The sequence below is a fragment of the Pumilibacter intestinalis genome (assembly GCF_943193005.1).
Taxonomy (GTDB): domain Bacteria; phylum Bacillota; class Clostridia; order Christensenellales; family Pumilibacteraceae; genus Pumilibacter; species Pumilibacter intestinalis.
In genome coordinates, this window is sequence record NZ_CALPCH010000007.1 from 68,560 (window position 1) to 85,300 (window position 16,741).

The following is a 16,741-nucleotide window of genomic DNA, read 5'->3' on the forward strand; positions in this document are numbered from 1 at the left end:
ACTCTTTTCTCATGCTTGCAATATGTATGGCAACCGCCGCTTTCTCATGTTTGAGATTGCTTCGGGCACAAGCGCCCTCGCAATGACGTTTTTCCACACGTCATTGCGAGCGAGCACCGCGAGCGCGGCAATCTCCTACATGAAGCATATACGGTATACAAAAAGAAGCGTTTGCAAAAACGCTTCTTTCTCCTAAACCTGCCGTTATTCGTTAACGTAGTTGTTTTCGGTAACCCATGCGGCTATTATCTTCTTTAGTTCTTTGTTGTATTTCTCGCTGAGCGCGTAGTATTCGTTCCACTTGGAACTCATTGCGCTTTGAGCTTTATCGAGCGCGGCTTTGAGCTCGAACATGTGCTTGAAGCGTTCGTCGAGCGCGGCTTTGAGCTCGTTGTATCTTTCGTCGGCAGTCTTTTGTTCGCCCTCTATGAGATAGTTGCCGTCTACGCGTTCCGCCTTTTGCGGCATAACCTTAACCACGAGGGAGTCGAGCTGTGCAAGAGGGGGCTTTTCCGCTTTCTTTACGGGTGCGGGCACGAGAGCCGCCACAGCCATTACGGCAGTTGCAAGAGTTTTTACCATAAAAAATACCGTCCTTTAATTTTTATTGTAACCTTAGTATTTTTCGCCATTGGTAAAATTATACAATGATTTGAAAAAAAATTTTTTTCAGTCGCAAAGCTCGAAAGAAACCCTGTCGCCCGTTACCTTGGAAACTACTATATTCAACTCGTCGCCCAGCTTAAAAGTGTGCATGGGGCTGTCAAGTCTGAAAAGGTCGGGATTGAACACGTAACCCTCGCCCGGCAGGTTCTCGGTACGCACGAGCCCCTCCACAGTGTTCTCGAGCTCCACGAATATGCCCCATTCGGTAACGCCCGAAATCACTCCCGAGTACCGCTCGCCCACTTTGCCGCGCATATAGTCGGCTTTTTTGAGGTCGTCAACCTTGCGCTCGGCGGTTTCGGCGAGCTTTTCGCGGTCGCTCGAATGTTTGCTCACCTCGGCAACCGTATCGGCGTACTTTTTGAAAACCTTATCCCCGCCGCGCAAAAAGTCTTTTATTATGCGGTGTATCATGAGGTCGGGATATCGGCGTATGGGCGACGTGAAATGACAGTAATACGGTGCGGCGAGTCCGAAATGCCCTATGTTGTTGGGTTCGTACGTGGCTTTGCTCATACTGCGCAGAGCAACGCGGTTAACAACGCCCGCAACTTTATCGTCGAGCGAGGAGAGAAAGCGGGCGAAATCTATGCTTTGCGGCGCGTTTACGTTGCCGCGGAAAGTAAGTCCCAACGCCGAGGCGAACCCTATGAGAGTTTGCACCTTTTCGGCGGGCGGCACTGCGTGCGCCCTAAACACAAACGGCGCTTTCTCCTTAACGAACCGTTCGGCAACCGTTTCGTTGCACGCAAGCATGAATTCTTCTATAATCTTGTGCGACACGAGCTGAGTATAACGCGCAACGTCGGTAACGCGCCCCTCTTCGTCAAGCACTATTTTGCACTCGGGAATATCGAATTCGATGTTGCCGCGAGCCGTGCGCTTGTTTCTCAAAAGCTCGGCGAGCGTTTTCATCTCACTAAGCATGGGAACGAGAAAGGCGTACTTTTCGCAAAGTTCTTCGTTGCCGTCGAGTATCTGCGCCACGTTTGAATAGGTCATGCGTGCGGCGGAGCGTATCACGCCCTCGCTAATCTTGTGCCGCACCACGTTGCCCAAATTGTCTATATACATTATCACCGACAGCGTGAGCCTGTCCTCGCCCTCGTTGAGCGAACATATTCCGTTAGACAGTTTTTCGGGCAACATGGGCAAAACCCTGTCGGGAAAGTAAACGCTCGTGCCGCGCGAATAGGCTTCACGGTCGAGCTTGCTTCCCGCCCGAACGTATTCGGCTACGTCGGCTATGTGCACGCCCAAACGCCACTGCCCGTTATCGAGCTTTCGCACCGTCACGGCGTCGTCGAAATCGCGCGAGTCGTCGCCGTCTATGGTGATGATAAGCTCGTCGCGAAAGTCCTTTCTGCCCTCGAGCATTTCGTGAAGCACGCTGTCGGGCACTGCCGCCGCCTCCTCTGTAACGGCGTGCGGAAACTCCTCGCGCAAGTCGTACGAGCGTATTATGCTCAGTACGTCCACGCCCGACTCGTCGGGATAGCCGAGCACCTCGATTACCTCGCCGTCGGGTCGGCGCAAAGGCGGATAACTCAATATTTTCACCACCACTTTCTCGCCGTCGCGCGCGCAGCCGCTACGCTCGGCTTTAACGAATATATCCGTTCCCAAGCGGGGATTGTCGGCAACCACCACGCCGAAATTGCCTTCCGCGTGAAACGTGCCCACAATGCTTTCGTTGGCGCGTTCGATTATCTCTATAACTCGCGCCTCGCCGCCGCCACGGCTGTTGCCCGTGCGCTCGCATATAACGCGGTCGCCTCCGAGCGCGGTGTTCATGTCGCGGGCGGGTATAAACACGTCTTCGCCGCCGTCGTCGCGTATCAAAAAGCCGAAGCCCTTGCCGCTCGCGTCTATCCTGCCCTGTATGAGTTCGCGTGCGGGCTTGCCTTTGGCCGCAAGCGGTTTCTTTCTGTCGGTAGGTTTTTTAGTTGCGTTTCTTTCGGTTGCGGCGGGCTTGCGTTTTCCGCCCGCGAAACCTTTCTTTTTCTTTGCAGTCATTTTATTTCTCCGATATAAAAACGAAGAGCGGGTTATTGCTCGCCCGCTCTCCTCACGATTAGTTTGTTTTGCCTATTATGCGCCCACGTAAACGATTACCGTTACGAAGAACAACAGCGACACCACAAAAAGGCTTACGGCCAAAATTATGGTAAGACGCTTCATAATGCCTTCGAGCGAACGCCCTTTGTTTTTGCTGTAGAACGTGTCCGATACCTGACCGGATATCGCGCCCATGCCGTCGCCGCTCGCGGGTTGGAAAAGCACCACGAGTATCATTGCAACCGCAAGCACCACCATGAGAATGAGAAGCACCAAACGTATTACGGGGAACGACGCCGAAACCCAATCGGGCACGGTAGACGCCATAAGTAAGAATTCGTTGTTCATTACACACCTCTTAAAACTGTTACCGAATAATTATACCATATCGCAAGCGTGCACGCAAGCGTTTTAACGCATGTTTTTTATTTGCCGAACAGCTTGTCGGCAAGCGAAAGCGCGTTTTCTATCACCGCGTCCATGTTGTAGTAGCGATAGTCGGCGAGTCTGCCGCCGAGAATATAGCCTTTTTCTTGCGCGAGCTTTTTGTACTTTTCGGCAAGCATATCGTTTTTGGGGTCGTTAATCGCGTAATACGGTTCGTCGCCCTCCCGCCACGGCGCGGGATACTCGCGCGTTATCACAGTTTTGGGCTGAGTGCCGAACTCGAAATGTTTGTGCTCTATAATGCGGGTATACGGCACGTCGCCCCGAGTGTAGTTCACAACCGCGTTGCCCTGATAGTTTTCCGAGTCGAGCGTTTCGGTTTCGAACCGCAAAGAGCGATACTCGAGTTTTCCAAGCGAGTAGCCGAACAGCCTGTCTATAGGTCCGGTATACACCACCTTTTCGGCAAGCGCGTCGAGCTCGTCTTTGCGCTCTGAATAGTCGCAATCGAGCATAACCTCGCTGCCCGAAAGCAGTTTTTCGGCAATTTGAGTGTAGCCGCCTACGGGTATGCCCTGATAGGGGTCGTCGAAATAATTATTGTCGTACACGAAGCGCACGGGCAAACGCTTGATTATAAAGGGCGGAAGCTCGGCGCACGGTCTGCCCCATTGCTTTTCGGTGTAGTCTTTTACGAGTTTTTCGTAAACGTCCTTGCCCACCATGCTTATAGCCTGTTCTTCGAGGTTTTTGGGCTCGGTTATGCCCGCCGCCGCAACCTGCCGCTCTATTTCCGCTTTGGCTTCCGCGGGAGTTTTCACGCCCCACATGCGCGAAAACGTGTTCATGTTGAAAGGCAGATTGTAAACCTCGTCGCCGTATACGGCAACGGGCGAGTTGGTGTAGCGGTTAAACTCGGCGAACGAATTTACAAAATCCCACACCCGCCTGTTGCGAGTATGGAATATATGCGCTCCGTAAGTATGTACGGTTATGCCCTCGCGGCTTTCGGTGTATACGTTGCCGCCCACGTGATTGCGCTTTTCCACCACAAGGCACTTTTTGCCCGCCGCAGTCGCACGGTGCGCGAAAGTCGCGCCGAAAAGTCCCGCGCCCACCACAAGATAATCGTATTTTTTCATTTTATCCCAATTTGATTTTTTTGCACAGTATATCGTAGCCTACGCCCATCACCCACGCCCGCATCTTCCAGGGCATGTAATTTACGGCGGTGGTGTACGAACGTCGCCTGAGTTTTCGATACAGCTTTATATCCCTGCGCTTGATGTGAAGCCACAGCTCGCGCAACGCGTCGCGCCGTTCGGGGGCGTCCGCCGCGCAGGTGAAGAATATGGTGTTCATCATTATCACCACGAGCGAATGCCACATGTATCTTTTGAGCCCTTTGGGGAGCTTTTTCAGCTCGTCCCACGAGTAAGCGTCTATCATGCGGCGCATAACGCGAATTTGTTGGTCGTAACGCTTTACGAAATTGTCGCGGTTTATGGACTGGTCCGCTCTTCCTATGAAATAGCGGTATAAGTCAACGTCGAGATAATATATGCTCTTCATGTACGGCAACGGCTTGTATGCAAACAGATTATCCACGTAAAAGGTATGCTCGGGAAGCCAAGTATCCGACTCGAGCAGTTTTTCGCGTTTGTATGTAAGCGCGTGCATCAACAGCATGTGCGAGAGCCGAAACCGTTTAACGCGTTTCCAATCCGCAAAGACGCGCACGGGAAATTTCTTTTCGTAAGACGAAACATACCTCGTGTTGTCTATCGTGTGCTCGTAAACAAAGTTGGTGATGTACAAATCGGGAAGTTTGCCTTTCGCCGAATGTTCTTTAATCACGGCGATAAGCTCGGCGAGAGCGTTCTCGTCGAGCCAGTCGTCGGAATCCACAACTTTATAGTATAAGCCCGTTGCGGCTTGCAAGCCGGCGTTCACGCCCGAGCCGTGCCCGCCGTTTTGCTTGTCTATAACCTTTACCGTGCCGGGATACTCGCGCTCGTACTCCCTTGCTATATCAAGCGTTTTATCGCGCGAGCCGTCGTTGACTATGATTATTTCAACGTCGTCGCCGCCCGTGAGCAAGCTGTCTATGCACTTGCGCATGTAGTCCTGCGAATTGTAACACGGCACGGCAAAACTAATCAGTTTCATTACCGTTTCCTTTTTTCCGTATTATACTCTTTTTCGTAAGAATTTCGCAAGTTAAAAATTCTGCATGCTCTTGCCTACGAAACGGGCAACGGTATCCATGAGCACGTTTTCCGATTCGGTAGGCTGTTCGTCGGCAAACATTACGAGCGCGCCGAACACGCCGGTATCGCCGTACGCGGGATAAAACGCCGCGTATTTCTTTTTGCAGCTTATGCCGGCTTCCGCGCAAGTCACAACCGTATTCTTCTGCGCCGCAACTATGTTCTTAGCCGCTTCGCCGAGTTCCGTTCCGTCGGCAAGTCCGCTCACCGCCGCGGAAAACATAAGCCATTCCTCGGGGGTGCAAACGCCCACGGTATTGTGGGTATGCGGAGCGAGCGACGAAAGCGCGATTGCGCCTATGCTTCTCAGCTGCGCCGACAAATCAACCTTACGCACGAGAATATCACCGTTGGCGAGGGCGCGTATCTCGAGAGGGTCGCCCACCTCTATGCGGTTGAGTTTGCGGAATTCGCGAGGTATAACCACTCTGCCGAGAGCGTCGAGCCTGCGCACTATTCCCATCTGTTCCATAATTATATCTCCTTTGTAGTTAATTTCGGTTAGCATTCCGATATAGCGCATAAAATATGTAAAACCGTTTAATAATTGTGTTTTAATTGACTAATCTTCTCATTTACTGTATAATCGTAAATATGAAGACTGCCGCACGCTTGCAGATAGTTACCCACCGCAACACTCGCGAAACGATTGAAACCGACGGCTTCATCGAGCGCAACGGCTCTACCGAGTTCGGGTGGGACGGCGACGGGTACTCAATGCGCGTTAACCTCTGCGACGGTTGCGCAACGGTTACGCGACTCGGTGCGGACGGATACGTTATGCGACTTACCGAAGGAACTTTTACCGAGTTTGAAGCAGCCGGACTGCGCACCGAAGTTTACACCGTAAAGTTGCTCGCAAAGGTAACCGCAAACCGCACGGACTTTTGCGCAACCTACTATATCGGTTCGCCCGAAAATACCGCTAAGATTATTATAAAAGTTTTTCACCCCGTAAGACAAGCAAATTTAAGCTAAATTTCAAAAAAAACGTAAATAAATTTATTTCGGAGGCTTTTCATGAAAATCCAGTGGCTTGGACACTCGGCATTCCGCCTTACAGAGAGCACGGGCGCAAGCGTTATCACCGACCCTTTCGACCCTTCCGCCGTAGGGTACGGCATGGCGTATCTCCCCTGCGACGCTATAACGAGCAGTCACGGACACAGCGACCACAACAACTTCAAGGGAGTTAAAGGCAATCCCGTAATCATAAACCAGACGGGCACGTTCGACGTAAACGGCATAAAAATTCACAGCGTTATGTCGAGCCACGACGACCAAGACGGCAACGCCCGCGGCAAAAACATAATATATCACTTCAGGCTCGACGGAGTAACCGTGTGCCATATGGGCGATATAGGCGAAATATGCACGCCCGAGCTTATAGAACAGCTTATTCCCGTGAATATTCTTCTCATTCCCGTGGGCGGCAACTACACCGTAGACGCCGAACAAGCCAAAGAATACGTTGACCGCATGATGCCCGACGTTGTAATACCCATGCACTACAAAACCAAGCACACCGATTACGATATAGACAAGGTGGAAAACTTTTTGCGCCTGTTCGACGACGACTCCGTTATAATGGAAAACGGCGACACTCTCGAATTCGACCGCTACGATTTCGACGGCGACTCCACCCGCATTATAGTCCCCAAACGCTTCAAGGGCTGAAAACCGCATAATTATAAACAAACGAGTGCGAATAATTTAAATTATTCGCACTCGTTTTGTTTAAAGTTGTAAATCAGGTATTTGATTATATATGTTTTCTCTATGATATTTCAAATAAATAGAACATTCTTTAGGTATACGGCATTGATTTCCATCAACTAAATTGAGTCGCTGTTTGTTCATATTTGATAAAAACGGAGAAACCAACAATGCTCCATTATCTTTAAACGATATAAACCCATAATCAAATAATCGATGATATGTTGGTGTCATAATTAATCCATTGTGAACATCATATGTTTCATCATTTGTTGATGCATTATGTGGCTTTATGTGACACGCTTCCAAAATCCTATCTTCGGTTACTCTAGTTATGACACAAGCAGGCATCAAATCCAACAATTTTCTTCTCCAACGCAATTGTCCTTTTCTTCTATTTTCAACAGTAGACTTATTTCCGGCAATCAAATTTTCAATTATAATTTTTTCTTCTCTCTCTTTTTCATCTATAAAAAACATAGGTTTTATGTATATATATAGTTTATTGTTACATATATTTTTAACTTTAACGAAATTCAATTTTGTAACTCGAGGCAATGCAATATTTCTTAAATAGTCCCAATTATTAGAGGAGAAATTATCTCTCCCAAAGTTTAAATAATAACGATGCTGACTATCATATTTTTTTGTGAAATGAATTTCAATCTTGTCAAATGGTATTAAATTAGTTGCAATTACATTTGACTCATAGTATTCACTTATATTTTCTTTATACTCTTGTACAGGATAATAATACTCGTCTTTTGCATCAATAAGATATTTTTGCAAATCTTTCTTAAGCATTATGAAGCTTTCAATATTATTCAAATCAAAAAATTCATCAAGTGCTTTCTCATCATGTCCCGCGTATATTCTTTTTTCACCAACGCCAGTTGTCCGCAATAACTTAAATTTTCTTGCAACCGAGCATTCTTCCAAATTCATTTCAAAAGCATCTATTCTTTTAACCTTCATACATCATTTCCTCATACATCAAATACATTTGTTTTAATTAAATTTTTCATTATAGCAATCATTACATCAACCACTATAGAATTTCCTGCTTGCCTAAAAATTTGCGCTGAAGATACGACTATTTTGAATGAGTCAGGGAACCCCATCAATCTAAGTGCTTCTCTATCGGTTAAAGACCTAATTATTTTTTGACCTTTTTTATCATATCCTACTGTAATATAGTTATCAACTCCTGCTCTATGATGTTGAGTCATGGTTTTTAACAAAGTACGAGCTATTTTCATATCCGTTTCTATAGAAGTTTTAAATTTTTTTGTTCCTGATTTCAAAACATAATCGCGTACTTTCGGCGTTAAAATATATTTTTTATTAGGCTTTCCGGGATTGGGTTTTATTTTAATATAACCATTATTATCAAAATAGTAATTAAAGTCATTGGGATTATATGCACAATTATCTTCAAGCAAATCTTGCATAAAAAATGGCAATGCTTCCACACCTTTTCCCTCAGGATATTCAAATGTCTTAACATCTAAATCTTCTCTAATTCCAATTACAAACAATCTTCTTCTAGTTTGAGGAATTCCAAAATCAGAGGCATTTAAAACTTTAGGTTCCGCAATTTTGTAATGCAATGTATTCATAAAAATATCTTTTATTTTATCCCATGTTTTGCCTCCGTCATGCGTTGTTAACCCTCTGACATTTTCATAAATAAAAACTTTGGGATTAACCTCTTTAATTATCCTAGCATAGTCATAAAACAAAGTTCCTCTTGCATCTTCCAATCCCCCCTGAAACCCTACTGAAGAAAATGATTGACATGGACTTCCGCCCACAAGTAAATCCACTTCTCCTTCATAATCTCTTCCATCTAAAAGCCTCACATCCAAATGAAAATCATTCACATTTATTGGATAATTTGCCATATAACTTTCTTTTACATAATTCTTTTTTTTTGATAAAGAAGCATATAAATTGTCAACATATGTTTTTTTCTCAATTTTGTTTTTCTTCTTTATAATTTCTTCTTTTTCGTTTTCAACATCAAATTTAATATCTATTTCGCCATTATCACACGCAAAAACAATCTCATAATCAATATGCATACGTATTAGCGCCTGTTCAATTGCGCCTATCCCGCTAAACAATGTTGCTAATTTAATCAATATCCCATACTCCAGTTCTTATTATTGCATCGACTAGGCACATTAACACATTTACTACTATAGAATTACCTGCCTGTCGATACATAACCTCATCTTTATGTATAATCTTAAAAGTATCTTTGAACCCCATGAGCCTTAAACACTCTCTTGGTGTAAATTTTCTACATACTCCCCTTTTATTATTCCATTCACCCACATAAGCTCTTTTTAATATATCTATTCTATCCTTTATTTGTTCAAATGGTTCAAATATGAAATCTCCATTCCAATTAAATTGTTGATTTGCTTTTTGACACCCCATAATTTCCGCACCTACTCTTGCTCTTGACGGATGCGTCGTTACAAATTCAAATCCCTTTTTCCCCAAGTAATATTTTGCCTCAACATTACGCTCCAAATAATCAAATACTGTTGATTTCAATTGAATAGGCTTTGGAAATTCAAAACAATTTATTTTCAAGTCTTTCCTAAATCCCACAATAAAAATACGTTCTCTATTTTGGGGTATTCCATAATCTTTAGCATTAAGAATTGGCAAATTAAAAGTATTATTGTCTTCAATGTTAATGTCATAATCTAAAGCAAGCATACTTTTTTTAATCGTTTGCCAAGTTTCCCCATTATTGTGAACAAGCATTCCTCTAACATTTTCGTAAATAAAGACTTTAGGTTTTATCTCATTAATCAATCGAATAAATTCATAAAACAATGTACCTCTAATATCCGAAAAACCAGCACGTTTCCCATTAAGAGAAAATGATTGACATGGGCTTCCTCCAACAAATAAATCCACTATATTTTTATAAGGCAAACCATTTATAAATCTTATATCTTCATACCACTGATACTGCCCTATATCATAATTTGCAAAATATGTCTCTTTAACTAAATTTGCTTTCCCTGTTTTTCTATATAATTCCTCAATAATAATCTTTTTTTCGTCATCACTTTTATCAATAAGCATTTTATCAATTTCAGCATTTGAAATATTAATATTGCGTTCGCCGTTATCACACGCAAAAATTATCTTTGGGTTTATATTCATATAATCCAAAGCTGATTCAATTGCACCTATACCACTAAATACTGTCGCTAATTTTAACATGTATACTTAAATTTCATGTAACTGCTAAATAATTTACCATTACCTAATACTTTTATTTTTCGCATGCTCGCGCAAACGAGCATATAACGTCCGCAGTGCCCTCTATGCCGAGCGCGTCGGAGTTTATGCACAAATCGTAGTTTTGCGCATCGCCCCAATTTTTGGAGGTGTAAAAATTGTAATAGTTGGCGCGTTTTTTATCCGTCTTTTTTATGAGCGTAGCCGCCGCCTTTTCGTTCAAGTCGTACAGCTTTTTTATGCGCTCTATGCGGCTTTTGATATCCGCGTAAACGTACACGCGCAAAATAGGCTTATCTTGCAGTATATCGTCGGCGCAACGCCCCACTATTATGCACGGCTCGCCGGCAATGCGCTTTATGGCGTCGGCGGTGTGGATAAAAAGTTTGTCGTCGGTTATTATATCGCCGAGCTGAATGGGCGCGGTGCTTCCGCCGTAGTGCGCCGCGGCGAGCGAATACAAAAAGCTGTTGGTGCGGCGTTCGTCCGCGTTTTCGAAATGTTCCTTTGCTATGCCGCTGCTCGCCGCCGCTTCGGCGATTATGGCTTTGTCGGCGTACTTTATGCCCAATTTTTCGCTCACCGCTTTAGCTATCTCGCCGCCGCCGCTTCCGAACTGTCTGCTAAGCGTTATAACTCTCATATTACCTGCCTCCTAAATTATATTTACGTTCTTTATTCGTTTCTCTGTTTTGGCTATTTGCGAGCCGCTGATAGGCTCGGGCAAACACATTTTCGCAAGCTCTCGCGCGGACACGGCGTTTTGCCTGTTCATCTGCGCGGATACGAGCAGTCCGAGCACGGCGGCTTCGTATATCACGTTCCTATTCGGGTTATGCGCCCCGTCGCCCGTGCCTACGAACACCCGCACTCCTCGCTCCGTCGCCGCGCATATCGGCGCGACTCCGTGCCCGTAGCCCGCGTCGTGGCTGGGGAGCACAACGAGCGGCACACGCTCCTGCGCCATGAGCGCAAGGTCGTCTTTATCGAGGAACACGCCGCTTATAACCGCGGTGCGCTCGAGCAGTCCGAACTCGTACAAAAGCATTACGGGACTGCGGGCAAACCTCGCGTCTATCCTGCCCGCGCTCTCGAGCGTTTGCGAGCATGTTACGGCAAGTCGCGCGCCTGACGAAAGAACGTAGTCTATCAATCCGTCTATCTGCTTATCGGGCATATCGAGCGACGGCACGTACAGCCTTTTCGCGCCCGCCGAAACCGACTTATCGCAAAACGGAGCGTAGTCCTCTCCGAGGCACGTGCAGCCCTTTTCGGAGAGCGTGAAGGAGTCCGCCGTCATGCCTTTGCAAGCTTCTTGAGATACGCCGCGAGTTTACCGCCGTATTCTTTGCTACGCAAGCCGTATTCGAGCGTTGCCTGTATCGCGCCGAATTTGTCGCCCATATCGTAACGCCTTCCCTCGAAGTCGTAGGCGCACACTTCGCCTTTGCCGCAAAGAGCGTTGAGCGCGTCGGTAAACTGTATCTCGCCGCCTTTTACAGGCTTTAGGCAGGCTATTTCGTCGTACACGTCGGGATTGAGCACGTATCTGCCGAGAGCCGCCAAACGGCTGGGGAGTTTATCGAGCGGCGGCTTTTCCACTATAGCCGTGCACTCGTAAGTTCTGCCGTTACCGTTGCCCACCGCCGCAACTCCGTATTTTACTATATCGTCGGTGTTCACGGTCTGAACGCCGAGTATGCTCTTGCCCGTTTGGGCGTGCGCCGCAATAAGCTGACTCATCACGGGTTTTTCGGAATAAATGAGGTCGTCGCCCCAGGCGAGCGCGAAAGACTCGTTGCCCGTAAACTCCTTGGCTTTCATCACGGCGTCACCGCTTCCGAGCGGCTTTTCCTGATAGGCGAAAACTATGTTCGCGCGGGAATAAGTTTTGCGCACGATTTCGGCAAACTCGAGCTTACCCGCCTGCTCGAGAGTTTTCTCGAGCTCGGGCGAGGGGCTGAAATACTGCTTTATTGCCTCTTTGCCGCGTCCGAGCACTATCATTATATCGGTAATGCCGCTGTCTATCGCTTCGTTAACTATGTAGGCGAGCACGGGCGTGTCTATCACGGGAAGTATTTCTTTTGGCACCGCTTTGGTTATGGGCAAAAAGCGCGTTCCCATGCCGCCGCACGGAATTACGGCTTTCGTAATATTTTTCATCTCAATCTCCTGTTTTATGATTGCGCGTTATGCTGAATAAAGTATACCGATAGTATATAATATATTCGGAAAGAAAACAAGCGTTTTCCGAAATTTTCGTAAAAACAATGCGTATTTGCTTTCGTTTTTTGCGCGTTTGTGCTAAAATATTCAAAATACGACTACGGAGTACGCTATTATGAACTTATTGAGCGACTTTCTGAAAACCACCGAATTCGACACCTACGAGCAGATGACAAAGGAGTTTGCTCCGTCGGTTAAAGACGATTTCAACTTTGCGTTCGACGTTGTGGACAAATACGCGAGCATAGAGCCCAATAAACTCGCGCTCATTTGGTGCAACGACGGCGGCGAAGAAAAATTCATTACCTTTGCCGACGTTGCGCGTGAGAGCAACCGCATTGCCAACATGCTGTACGCCAAAGGCATTCGCAAGGGCGACCACGTGCTCATTATGCTTATGTCGCGATACGAATACTGGTACACCGTTGTTGCGTGCCACAAGCTCGGCGCGATAGCGATACCAGCAACAAGTCAACTCACGGCAAAAGACGTGAAATACCGTTGCAACTACGCTTGCGTAAAGTGCATAATCTCGGTAAACACGCAGTCGGTTACCGGCTACATACGCGAAGCGCTGCCCGACTGCCCCACCGTGAAACACGTTTTCGCCGTGGGCGGCGCGTACGGGTTCGACGATTTCGACGTAGAATACGCCGAATTCCCCGCCGACAAGCTCTCGTTCGAGCACAAGAACAAAGCGAGCGAGCCTATGATAGCATATTTCACGTCGGGCACGACGGGCATGCCCAAAATGGTTACGCACAACTACGCGTACCCTGCGGCGCACATAGCCACGGCGTACCTATGGCACCGTTGCACCGACGGCGGAATACATTTCACCGCAGCCGACACCGGCTGGGCAAAGGCGAGTTGGGGCAAGATATACGGGCAATGGATATGCGGCTCGGCTATATTCGCATACGACTACTACGGCAGGTACACTCCGCTCGACCTCTTGCCGCTATTGCAAAAGTACAAAGTAACCACCTTTTGCGCTCCGCCCACCATGTACCGCTTTTTGATTAAAGAGGACCTCACCAAATACGATTTGAGCGCGATTGAGCACTACTGCACCGCGGGCGAGCCGCTCAACCCCATAGTATACGAAACGATAAAGTGCAAAATAGGCAAATCCATTTTCGAGGGCTACGGTCAGACCGAAACGGTGCTTGCGCTCGGCACGTTTGCCGACGTTACGCCTCGCCCGGGGAGCATGGGCAAGCCCTGCCCTCTTTACAAAATAGAACTGCTCGACGACAACGGCAAACCCGTGCCCGACGGAGTGGAGGGCGAAATTTGCATTAAATACAATCCCAAGCAGATAGGCTTATTCATGGGCTACAACGCATTCGAGCCGGTGCGGAGCGTTTGGAGCGACGGATACTATCACACGGGTGACGTAGCCACGCGCGACGCCGACGGCTACTACTGGTTCGTAGGGCGCGACGACGATATTATAAAGAGCAGCGGCTATCGCATAGGACCTTTCGAGGTGGAAAGTGCGCTACTCGAACACCCCTCTGTAATGGAGTGCGCCATAACCGCTGTGCCCGACGACGTGCGCGGGCAGATAATAAAGGCAACGATTGTGCTCGCGCGCAACTATTTCCCCAGCGACGAACTGAAAAAGGAGCTTCAAGACCACGTAAAACACACCACAGCGCCGTACAAATACCCGCGTGTTATAGAATTCGTGGACAGGCTTCCCAAAACCATATCCGAGAAGATACGCCGCGTGGAGATACGCGAAAACGACAACTCCAACAAATAGTTTTCAGCGTTTTACCGCGCCCATAATACATAATATTTATGCGGATAAACGAAAACGGTTGCCTGTAAGGCAACCGTTTAACGAGTAATTACTTATTCAAATAGATGAGTCTGCGGCAGGTTTCGCAACGGCAATTACCTTTTTCGAGCAACTCGCTTTGCGTTTTCTGCGACAGTTCCAATCCGCAGAAACAGCGGTAATGGTTGCGCTCCGCTTCACGCGCCTGCACAAAGGCGGGATATTTGCGCTCGGCGGTTATTTTATCGTAAATTTCCATGATATCGGCGGGAATTGCGGGGCGGATAGCGTCGAGCTTTGCTTTGAGTTCGTTTATTTTCGGCTCTTTTTCCTGTCTGAACTTATTAAGTCGGTCTTTTATGTTATTATACACCGAGCGCATTTTCTTGCCGCGCTCCTGTCCGTCGAGATAGGCAAGGATAACTTTATCGGTGCGGTCGTTGCGTTCGCCCAGGCGTTTTTCTATTTCCGCGGTTTTGGCGGAAAGTTTTTCGAGCTCTTCGGCGAGAGCGCGTTGTTCCTCGAGGTCCTCGGTACTCTCCATTTTCGCGGCGATTTCCTCTATTCTTTTGTCGCTTTCCGTCATGAACGCGAGCGCGTTGTTATAAAAGCTCACTATGCTTTCCGCCGCCTTTTCGGTTTCGGTCACCGTGTTTTTGGCATTATTGAACTCGGTTTTGGCTTGTTCGAGCTTTTTGCCGTCGTCGCTGCGCTCCACCTCGTCGAGCACCTTTCTAAGCTCTATATCTATTTTTTGATATTCCAACAATTTATCCAAATTTTCCATTTCTTTTACCTCTCGGATGTTTTTTAGTGTTCTGTTCCGGCGTTACTCCTCGAGCAACTTTTACCTCTCGGATGATTTTATTTCTCGGATATTTTATCCTCTTTCTGTTCCGGCTCTAATCCTCGAGCAACTTTCCCGATTTAGTAGCGCGGGTTGTGCTCGGCTTGAGATTGCAATATTTCCACGCCCGATTTGCGAGCCTTTGCTTCTATCTTGAGATACTGCACAAGGCGGGCTATGTAGCAGTGTTCCATTGTAAAGTGTTGCGGCTCTATAAGCGTAATGCCGCTCTCGAGCGCATACACCGCAACGTGGTGCTTAACGTCGGCTGTTACAAGACAGTCCGCGCCCGCTTTAATCGCCATATCCACGTATTTGGTGTCGCCGCCGCTGCCGCCGTTTATAACCGCAACGCGCTTAACCTGCGCGTAAGGCTCGCCCACCGTGCGCACGTAAGCGTCGTGCAACACCGTTTCCACCTCGCCCTTGAACACCGAGCTGAAAACCTTGTTGCTCAAGTCGCCCACTCTGCCGTAGCCCGTTTCTCCGTCTATGTACGGCTCGAGGCTGGTCACGTTGTGAAGCCCGAGTATTTGCGCAACGTAGTCGTTTATGCCGTCGCGCACAAAGTCGAGGTTGGTGTGCGCCGCGTAAATCGCTATGCCGTGCTCGGCGGCTTTTAACAGCTTTCTGCCCACAACCGTGTCCGCGCTTATGTTCTTTATGGGATAAAATATCATGGGGTGATGAGATATTATAAGCTCCGCGCCCAAATTTATCGCTTCGTCTATAACGCTCATGGTTACGTCCAAACAGCAAAGTATGCGCTTAACCTCTTTGCTTTCGTCGCCTATGGTAAGCCCTATGTTGTCGTACTCTTGTTTGTAGCCGTATTCTTCGGGCGCGAAATCCCGCAATACGTCTAACGCTTGTCCTACAGTGATTGCCACTTAAGCACCTCCTCTATCTCGCGAACTTTAGCCGCGTTCTTTTCGGTCGGGGGATACGCAAGCAACGCCGCGTACGTTTTTTGCAGTCGCTCGAGCATAACCCCGTTACGCTCGCGAACGAATATGCCGTATTCGAGCATGAGCCCGTCCGTGCGCTCGAGCCGCTTTTTGCCGCCGCCGCGCACCGCCTTTATTATATCGTAATATTTGCGTCCGTCTTTTAGCGTTTTATCGCAGATTATATCGTAATCCCTCGTAAGCAACGATATTCGCACCTCGCGAACGTGCGACTGCGGCGAAAGTATATAGGTTTGCGGCTCGCAGTTTTGAGTTATATGCACTATCTCGCGCCCGCCCATGCCGGCTATAAACACAGTGTCGTAGCCCTTTGCGGCTTGTGCGCCGTCGGCGCACACGAACTCCGCGCCCGAGTGCTCTCCGAGCAGTTTCTTCGCCTTATCGAGCGACGGCTCGGAGATATCGCAAGCGGCAATCACGGGAGAAAGCGCGTTTTCGAGCACGTACTTAACTACGTATCCGTGGTCGCACCCCACGTCTATAAAACTCGGCGTGCGGTCTATGAGTTCGCACAGCGCGGCAAGTCTGTCCGTCAATCCGTATA

Annotated in this window: 18 protein-coding genes; 3 read left to right on the forward strand and 15 right to left on the reverse strand. The window is 47.7% G+C overall.

Going from position 1 to position 16,741, the window contains the following annotated elements; genetic code table 11:
* Nucleotides 1-204: 204 nt before the first annotated feature.
* From NFR55_RS04935 to NFR55_RS04960, 6 genes are all read right to left on the reverse strand, one after another.
* Complete coding sequence (locus NFR55_RS04935) at nucleotides 205-582, reverse strand: hypothetical protein (protein ID WP_251546891.1); 378 nt, start codon at nucleotides 580-582, stop codon at nucleotides 205-207.
* Nucleotides 583-669: 87 nt separating this feature from the next.
* Nucleotides 670-2,682 carry a ribonuclease R gene (gene rnr, locus NFR55_RS04940; protein WP_251546892.1) on the reverse strand — a complete coding sequence of 671 codons (2,013 nt, stop codon included), beginning with the start codon at nucleotides 2,680-2,682 and terminating at the stop codon, nucleotides 670-672.
* A 75-nt stretch (nucleotides 2,683-2,757) separates the two neighbouring features.
* Nucleotides 2,758-3,072, reverse strand: coding sequence for a preprotein translocase subunit SecG (gene secG, locus NFR55_RS04945; RefSeq protein ID WP_251546894.1), 315 nt, complete (start codon nucleotides 3,070-3,072; stop codon nucleotides 2,758-2,760).
* 77 nt (nucleotides 3,073-3,149) lie between these two features.
* Nucleotides 3,150-4,253 carry a UDP-galactopyranose mutase gene (glf, locus tag NFR55_RS04950; protein WP_251546896.1) on the reverse strand — a complete coding sequence of 368 codons (1,104 nt, stop codon included), beginning with the start codon at nucleotides 4,251-4,253 and terminating at the stop codon, nucleotides 3,150-3,152.
* Between the two features lies 1 nt (nucleotide 4,254).
* On the reverse strand, nucleotides 4,255-5,280 hold the full coding sequence (locus NFR55_RS04955; RefSeq protein ID WP_251546898.1) for a glycosyltransferase family 2 protein: 1,026 nt from the start codon (nucleotides 5,278-5,280) through the stop codon (nucleotides 4,255-4,257).
* A 51-nt stretch (nucleotides 5,281-5,331) separates the two neighbouring features.
* A complete protein-coding gene (locus NFR55_RS04960) occupies nucleotides 5,332-5,853 on the reverse strand; it encodes an AbrB/MazE/SpoVT family DNA-binding domain-containing protein (protein ID WP_251546900.1) in 522 nt (173 codons plus the stop codon).
* 122 nt (nucleotides 5,854-5,975) lie between these two features.
* Between NFR55_RS04960 and NFR55_RS04965 the strand changes: the two genes are divergently transcribed.
* Nucleotides 5,976-6,359, forward strand: coding sequence for a hypothetical protein (locus tag NFR55_RS04965; RefSeq protein ID WP_251546902.1), 384 nt, complete (start codon nucleotides 5,976-5,978; stop codon nucleotides 6,357-6,359).
* Nucleotides 6,360-6,401: 42 nt separating this feature from the next.
* Nucleotides 6,402-7,058 (forward strand): MBL fold metallo-hydrolase, encoded by a 657-nt coding sequence (locus NFR55_RS04970; protein WP_251546904.1) that lies wholly within the window; start codon nucleotides 6,402-6,404, stop codon nucleotides 7,056-7,058.
* Nucleotides 7,059-7,118: 60 nt separating this feature from the next.
* Here NFR55_RS04970 and NFR55_RS04975 read toward each other — a convergent pair whose 3' ends face one another.
* Genes NFR55_RS04975 through NFR55_RS05000 form a run of 6 tightly spaced genes read right to left on the reverse strand, consistent with a single transcriptional unit; the run spans nucleotide 7,119 to nucleotide 12,530 of the window.
* The gene (locus NFR55_RS04975; protein WP_251546906.1) at nucleotides 7,119-8,072 is read right to left on the reverse strand and encodes an HNH endonuclease; all 954 of its coding nucleotides are present in this window, start codon (nucleotides 8,070-8,072) and stop codon (nucleotides 7,119-7,121) included.
* Nucleotides 8,073-8,083: 11 nt separating this feature from the next.
* Nucleotides 8,084-9,241, reverse strand: a complete 1,158-nt coding sequence (locus NFR55_RS04980; RefSeq protein WP_251546908.1) for a DNA cytosine methyltransferase — start codon at nucleotides 9,239-9,241, stop codon at nucleotides 8,084-8,086.
* Nucleotides 9,234-10,346, reverse strand: a complete 1,113-nt coding sequence (locus tag NFR55_RS04985) for a DNA cytosine methyltransferase (protein ID WP_251546910.1) — start codon at nucleotides 10,344-10,346, stop codon at nucleotides 9,234-9,236. The genes NFR55_RS04980 and NFR55_RS04985 overlap by 8 nt, the downstream gene beginning before the upstream one ends.
* A gap of 52 nt (nucleotides 10,347-10,398) precedes the next feature.
* Entirely contained in the window at nucleotides 10,399-11,007 is a 609-nt protein-coding gene (locus NFR55_RS04990; RefSeq protein WP_251546912.1) for a cytidylate kinase-like family protein, read from the reverse strand.
* Nucleotides 11,008-11,019: 12 nt separating this feature from the next.
* Nucleotides 11,020-11,664, reverse strand: a complete 645-nt coding sequence (locus NFR55_RS04995) for an amidohydrolase family protein (RefSeq protein WP_251546914.1) — start codon at nucleotides 11,662-11,664, stop codon at nucleotides 11,020-11,022.
* Nucleotides 11,661-12,530, reverse strand: coding sequence for a UTP--glucose-1-phosphate uridylyltransferase (locus NFR55_RS05000; protein ID WP_251546915.1), 870 nt, complete (start codon nucleotides 12,528-12,530; stop codon nucleotides 11,661-11,663). Before NFR55_RS05000 ends, NFR55_RS04995 begins: the two co-directional genes overlap by 4 nt.
* Nucleotides 12,531-12,708: 178 nt before the next feature.
* Here NFR55_RS05000 and NFR55_RS05005 point away from each other — a divergent pair, with 178 nt between their 5' ends.
* Entirely contained in the window at nucleotides 12,709-14,364 is a 1,656-nt protein-coding gene (locus NFR55_RS05005; RefSeq protein ID WP_251546917.1) for an AMP-binding protein, read from the forward strand.
* An 88-nt stretch (nucleotides 14,365-14,452) separates the two neighbouring features.
* On the opposite strand, the gene NFR55_RS05010 is transcribed toward NFR55_RS05005, so the two are convergent.
* The 3 genes from NFR55_RS05010 to NFR55_RS05020 form a co-directional block, all read right to left on the reverse strand.
* Entirely contained in the window at nucleotides 14,453-15,169 is a 717-nt protein-coding gene (locus tag NFR55_RS05010) for a hypothetical protein (protein ID WP_251546919.1), read from the reverse strand.
* Nucleotides 15,170-15,309: 140 nt separating this feature from the next.
* On the reverse strand, nucleotides 15,310-16,119 hold the full coding sequence (locus NFR55_RS05015; RefSeq protein ID WP_251546929.1) for a Nif3-like dinuclear metal center hexameric protein: 810 nt from the start codon (nucleotides 16,117-16,119) through the stop codon (nucleotides 15,310-15,312).
* Nucleotides 16,104-16,733 (reverse strand): tRNA (adenine(22)-N(1))-methyltransferase, encoded by a 630-nt coding sequence (locus NFR55_RS05020; RefSeq protein WP_251546931.1) that lies wholly within the window; start codon nucleotides 16,731-16,733, stop codon nucleotides 16,104-16,106. The genes NFR55_RS05015 and NFR55_RS05020 overlap by 16 nt, the downstream gene beginning before the upstream one ends.
* Nucleotides 16,734-16,741 lie beyond the last annotated feature (8 nt).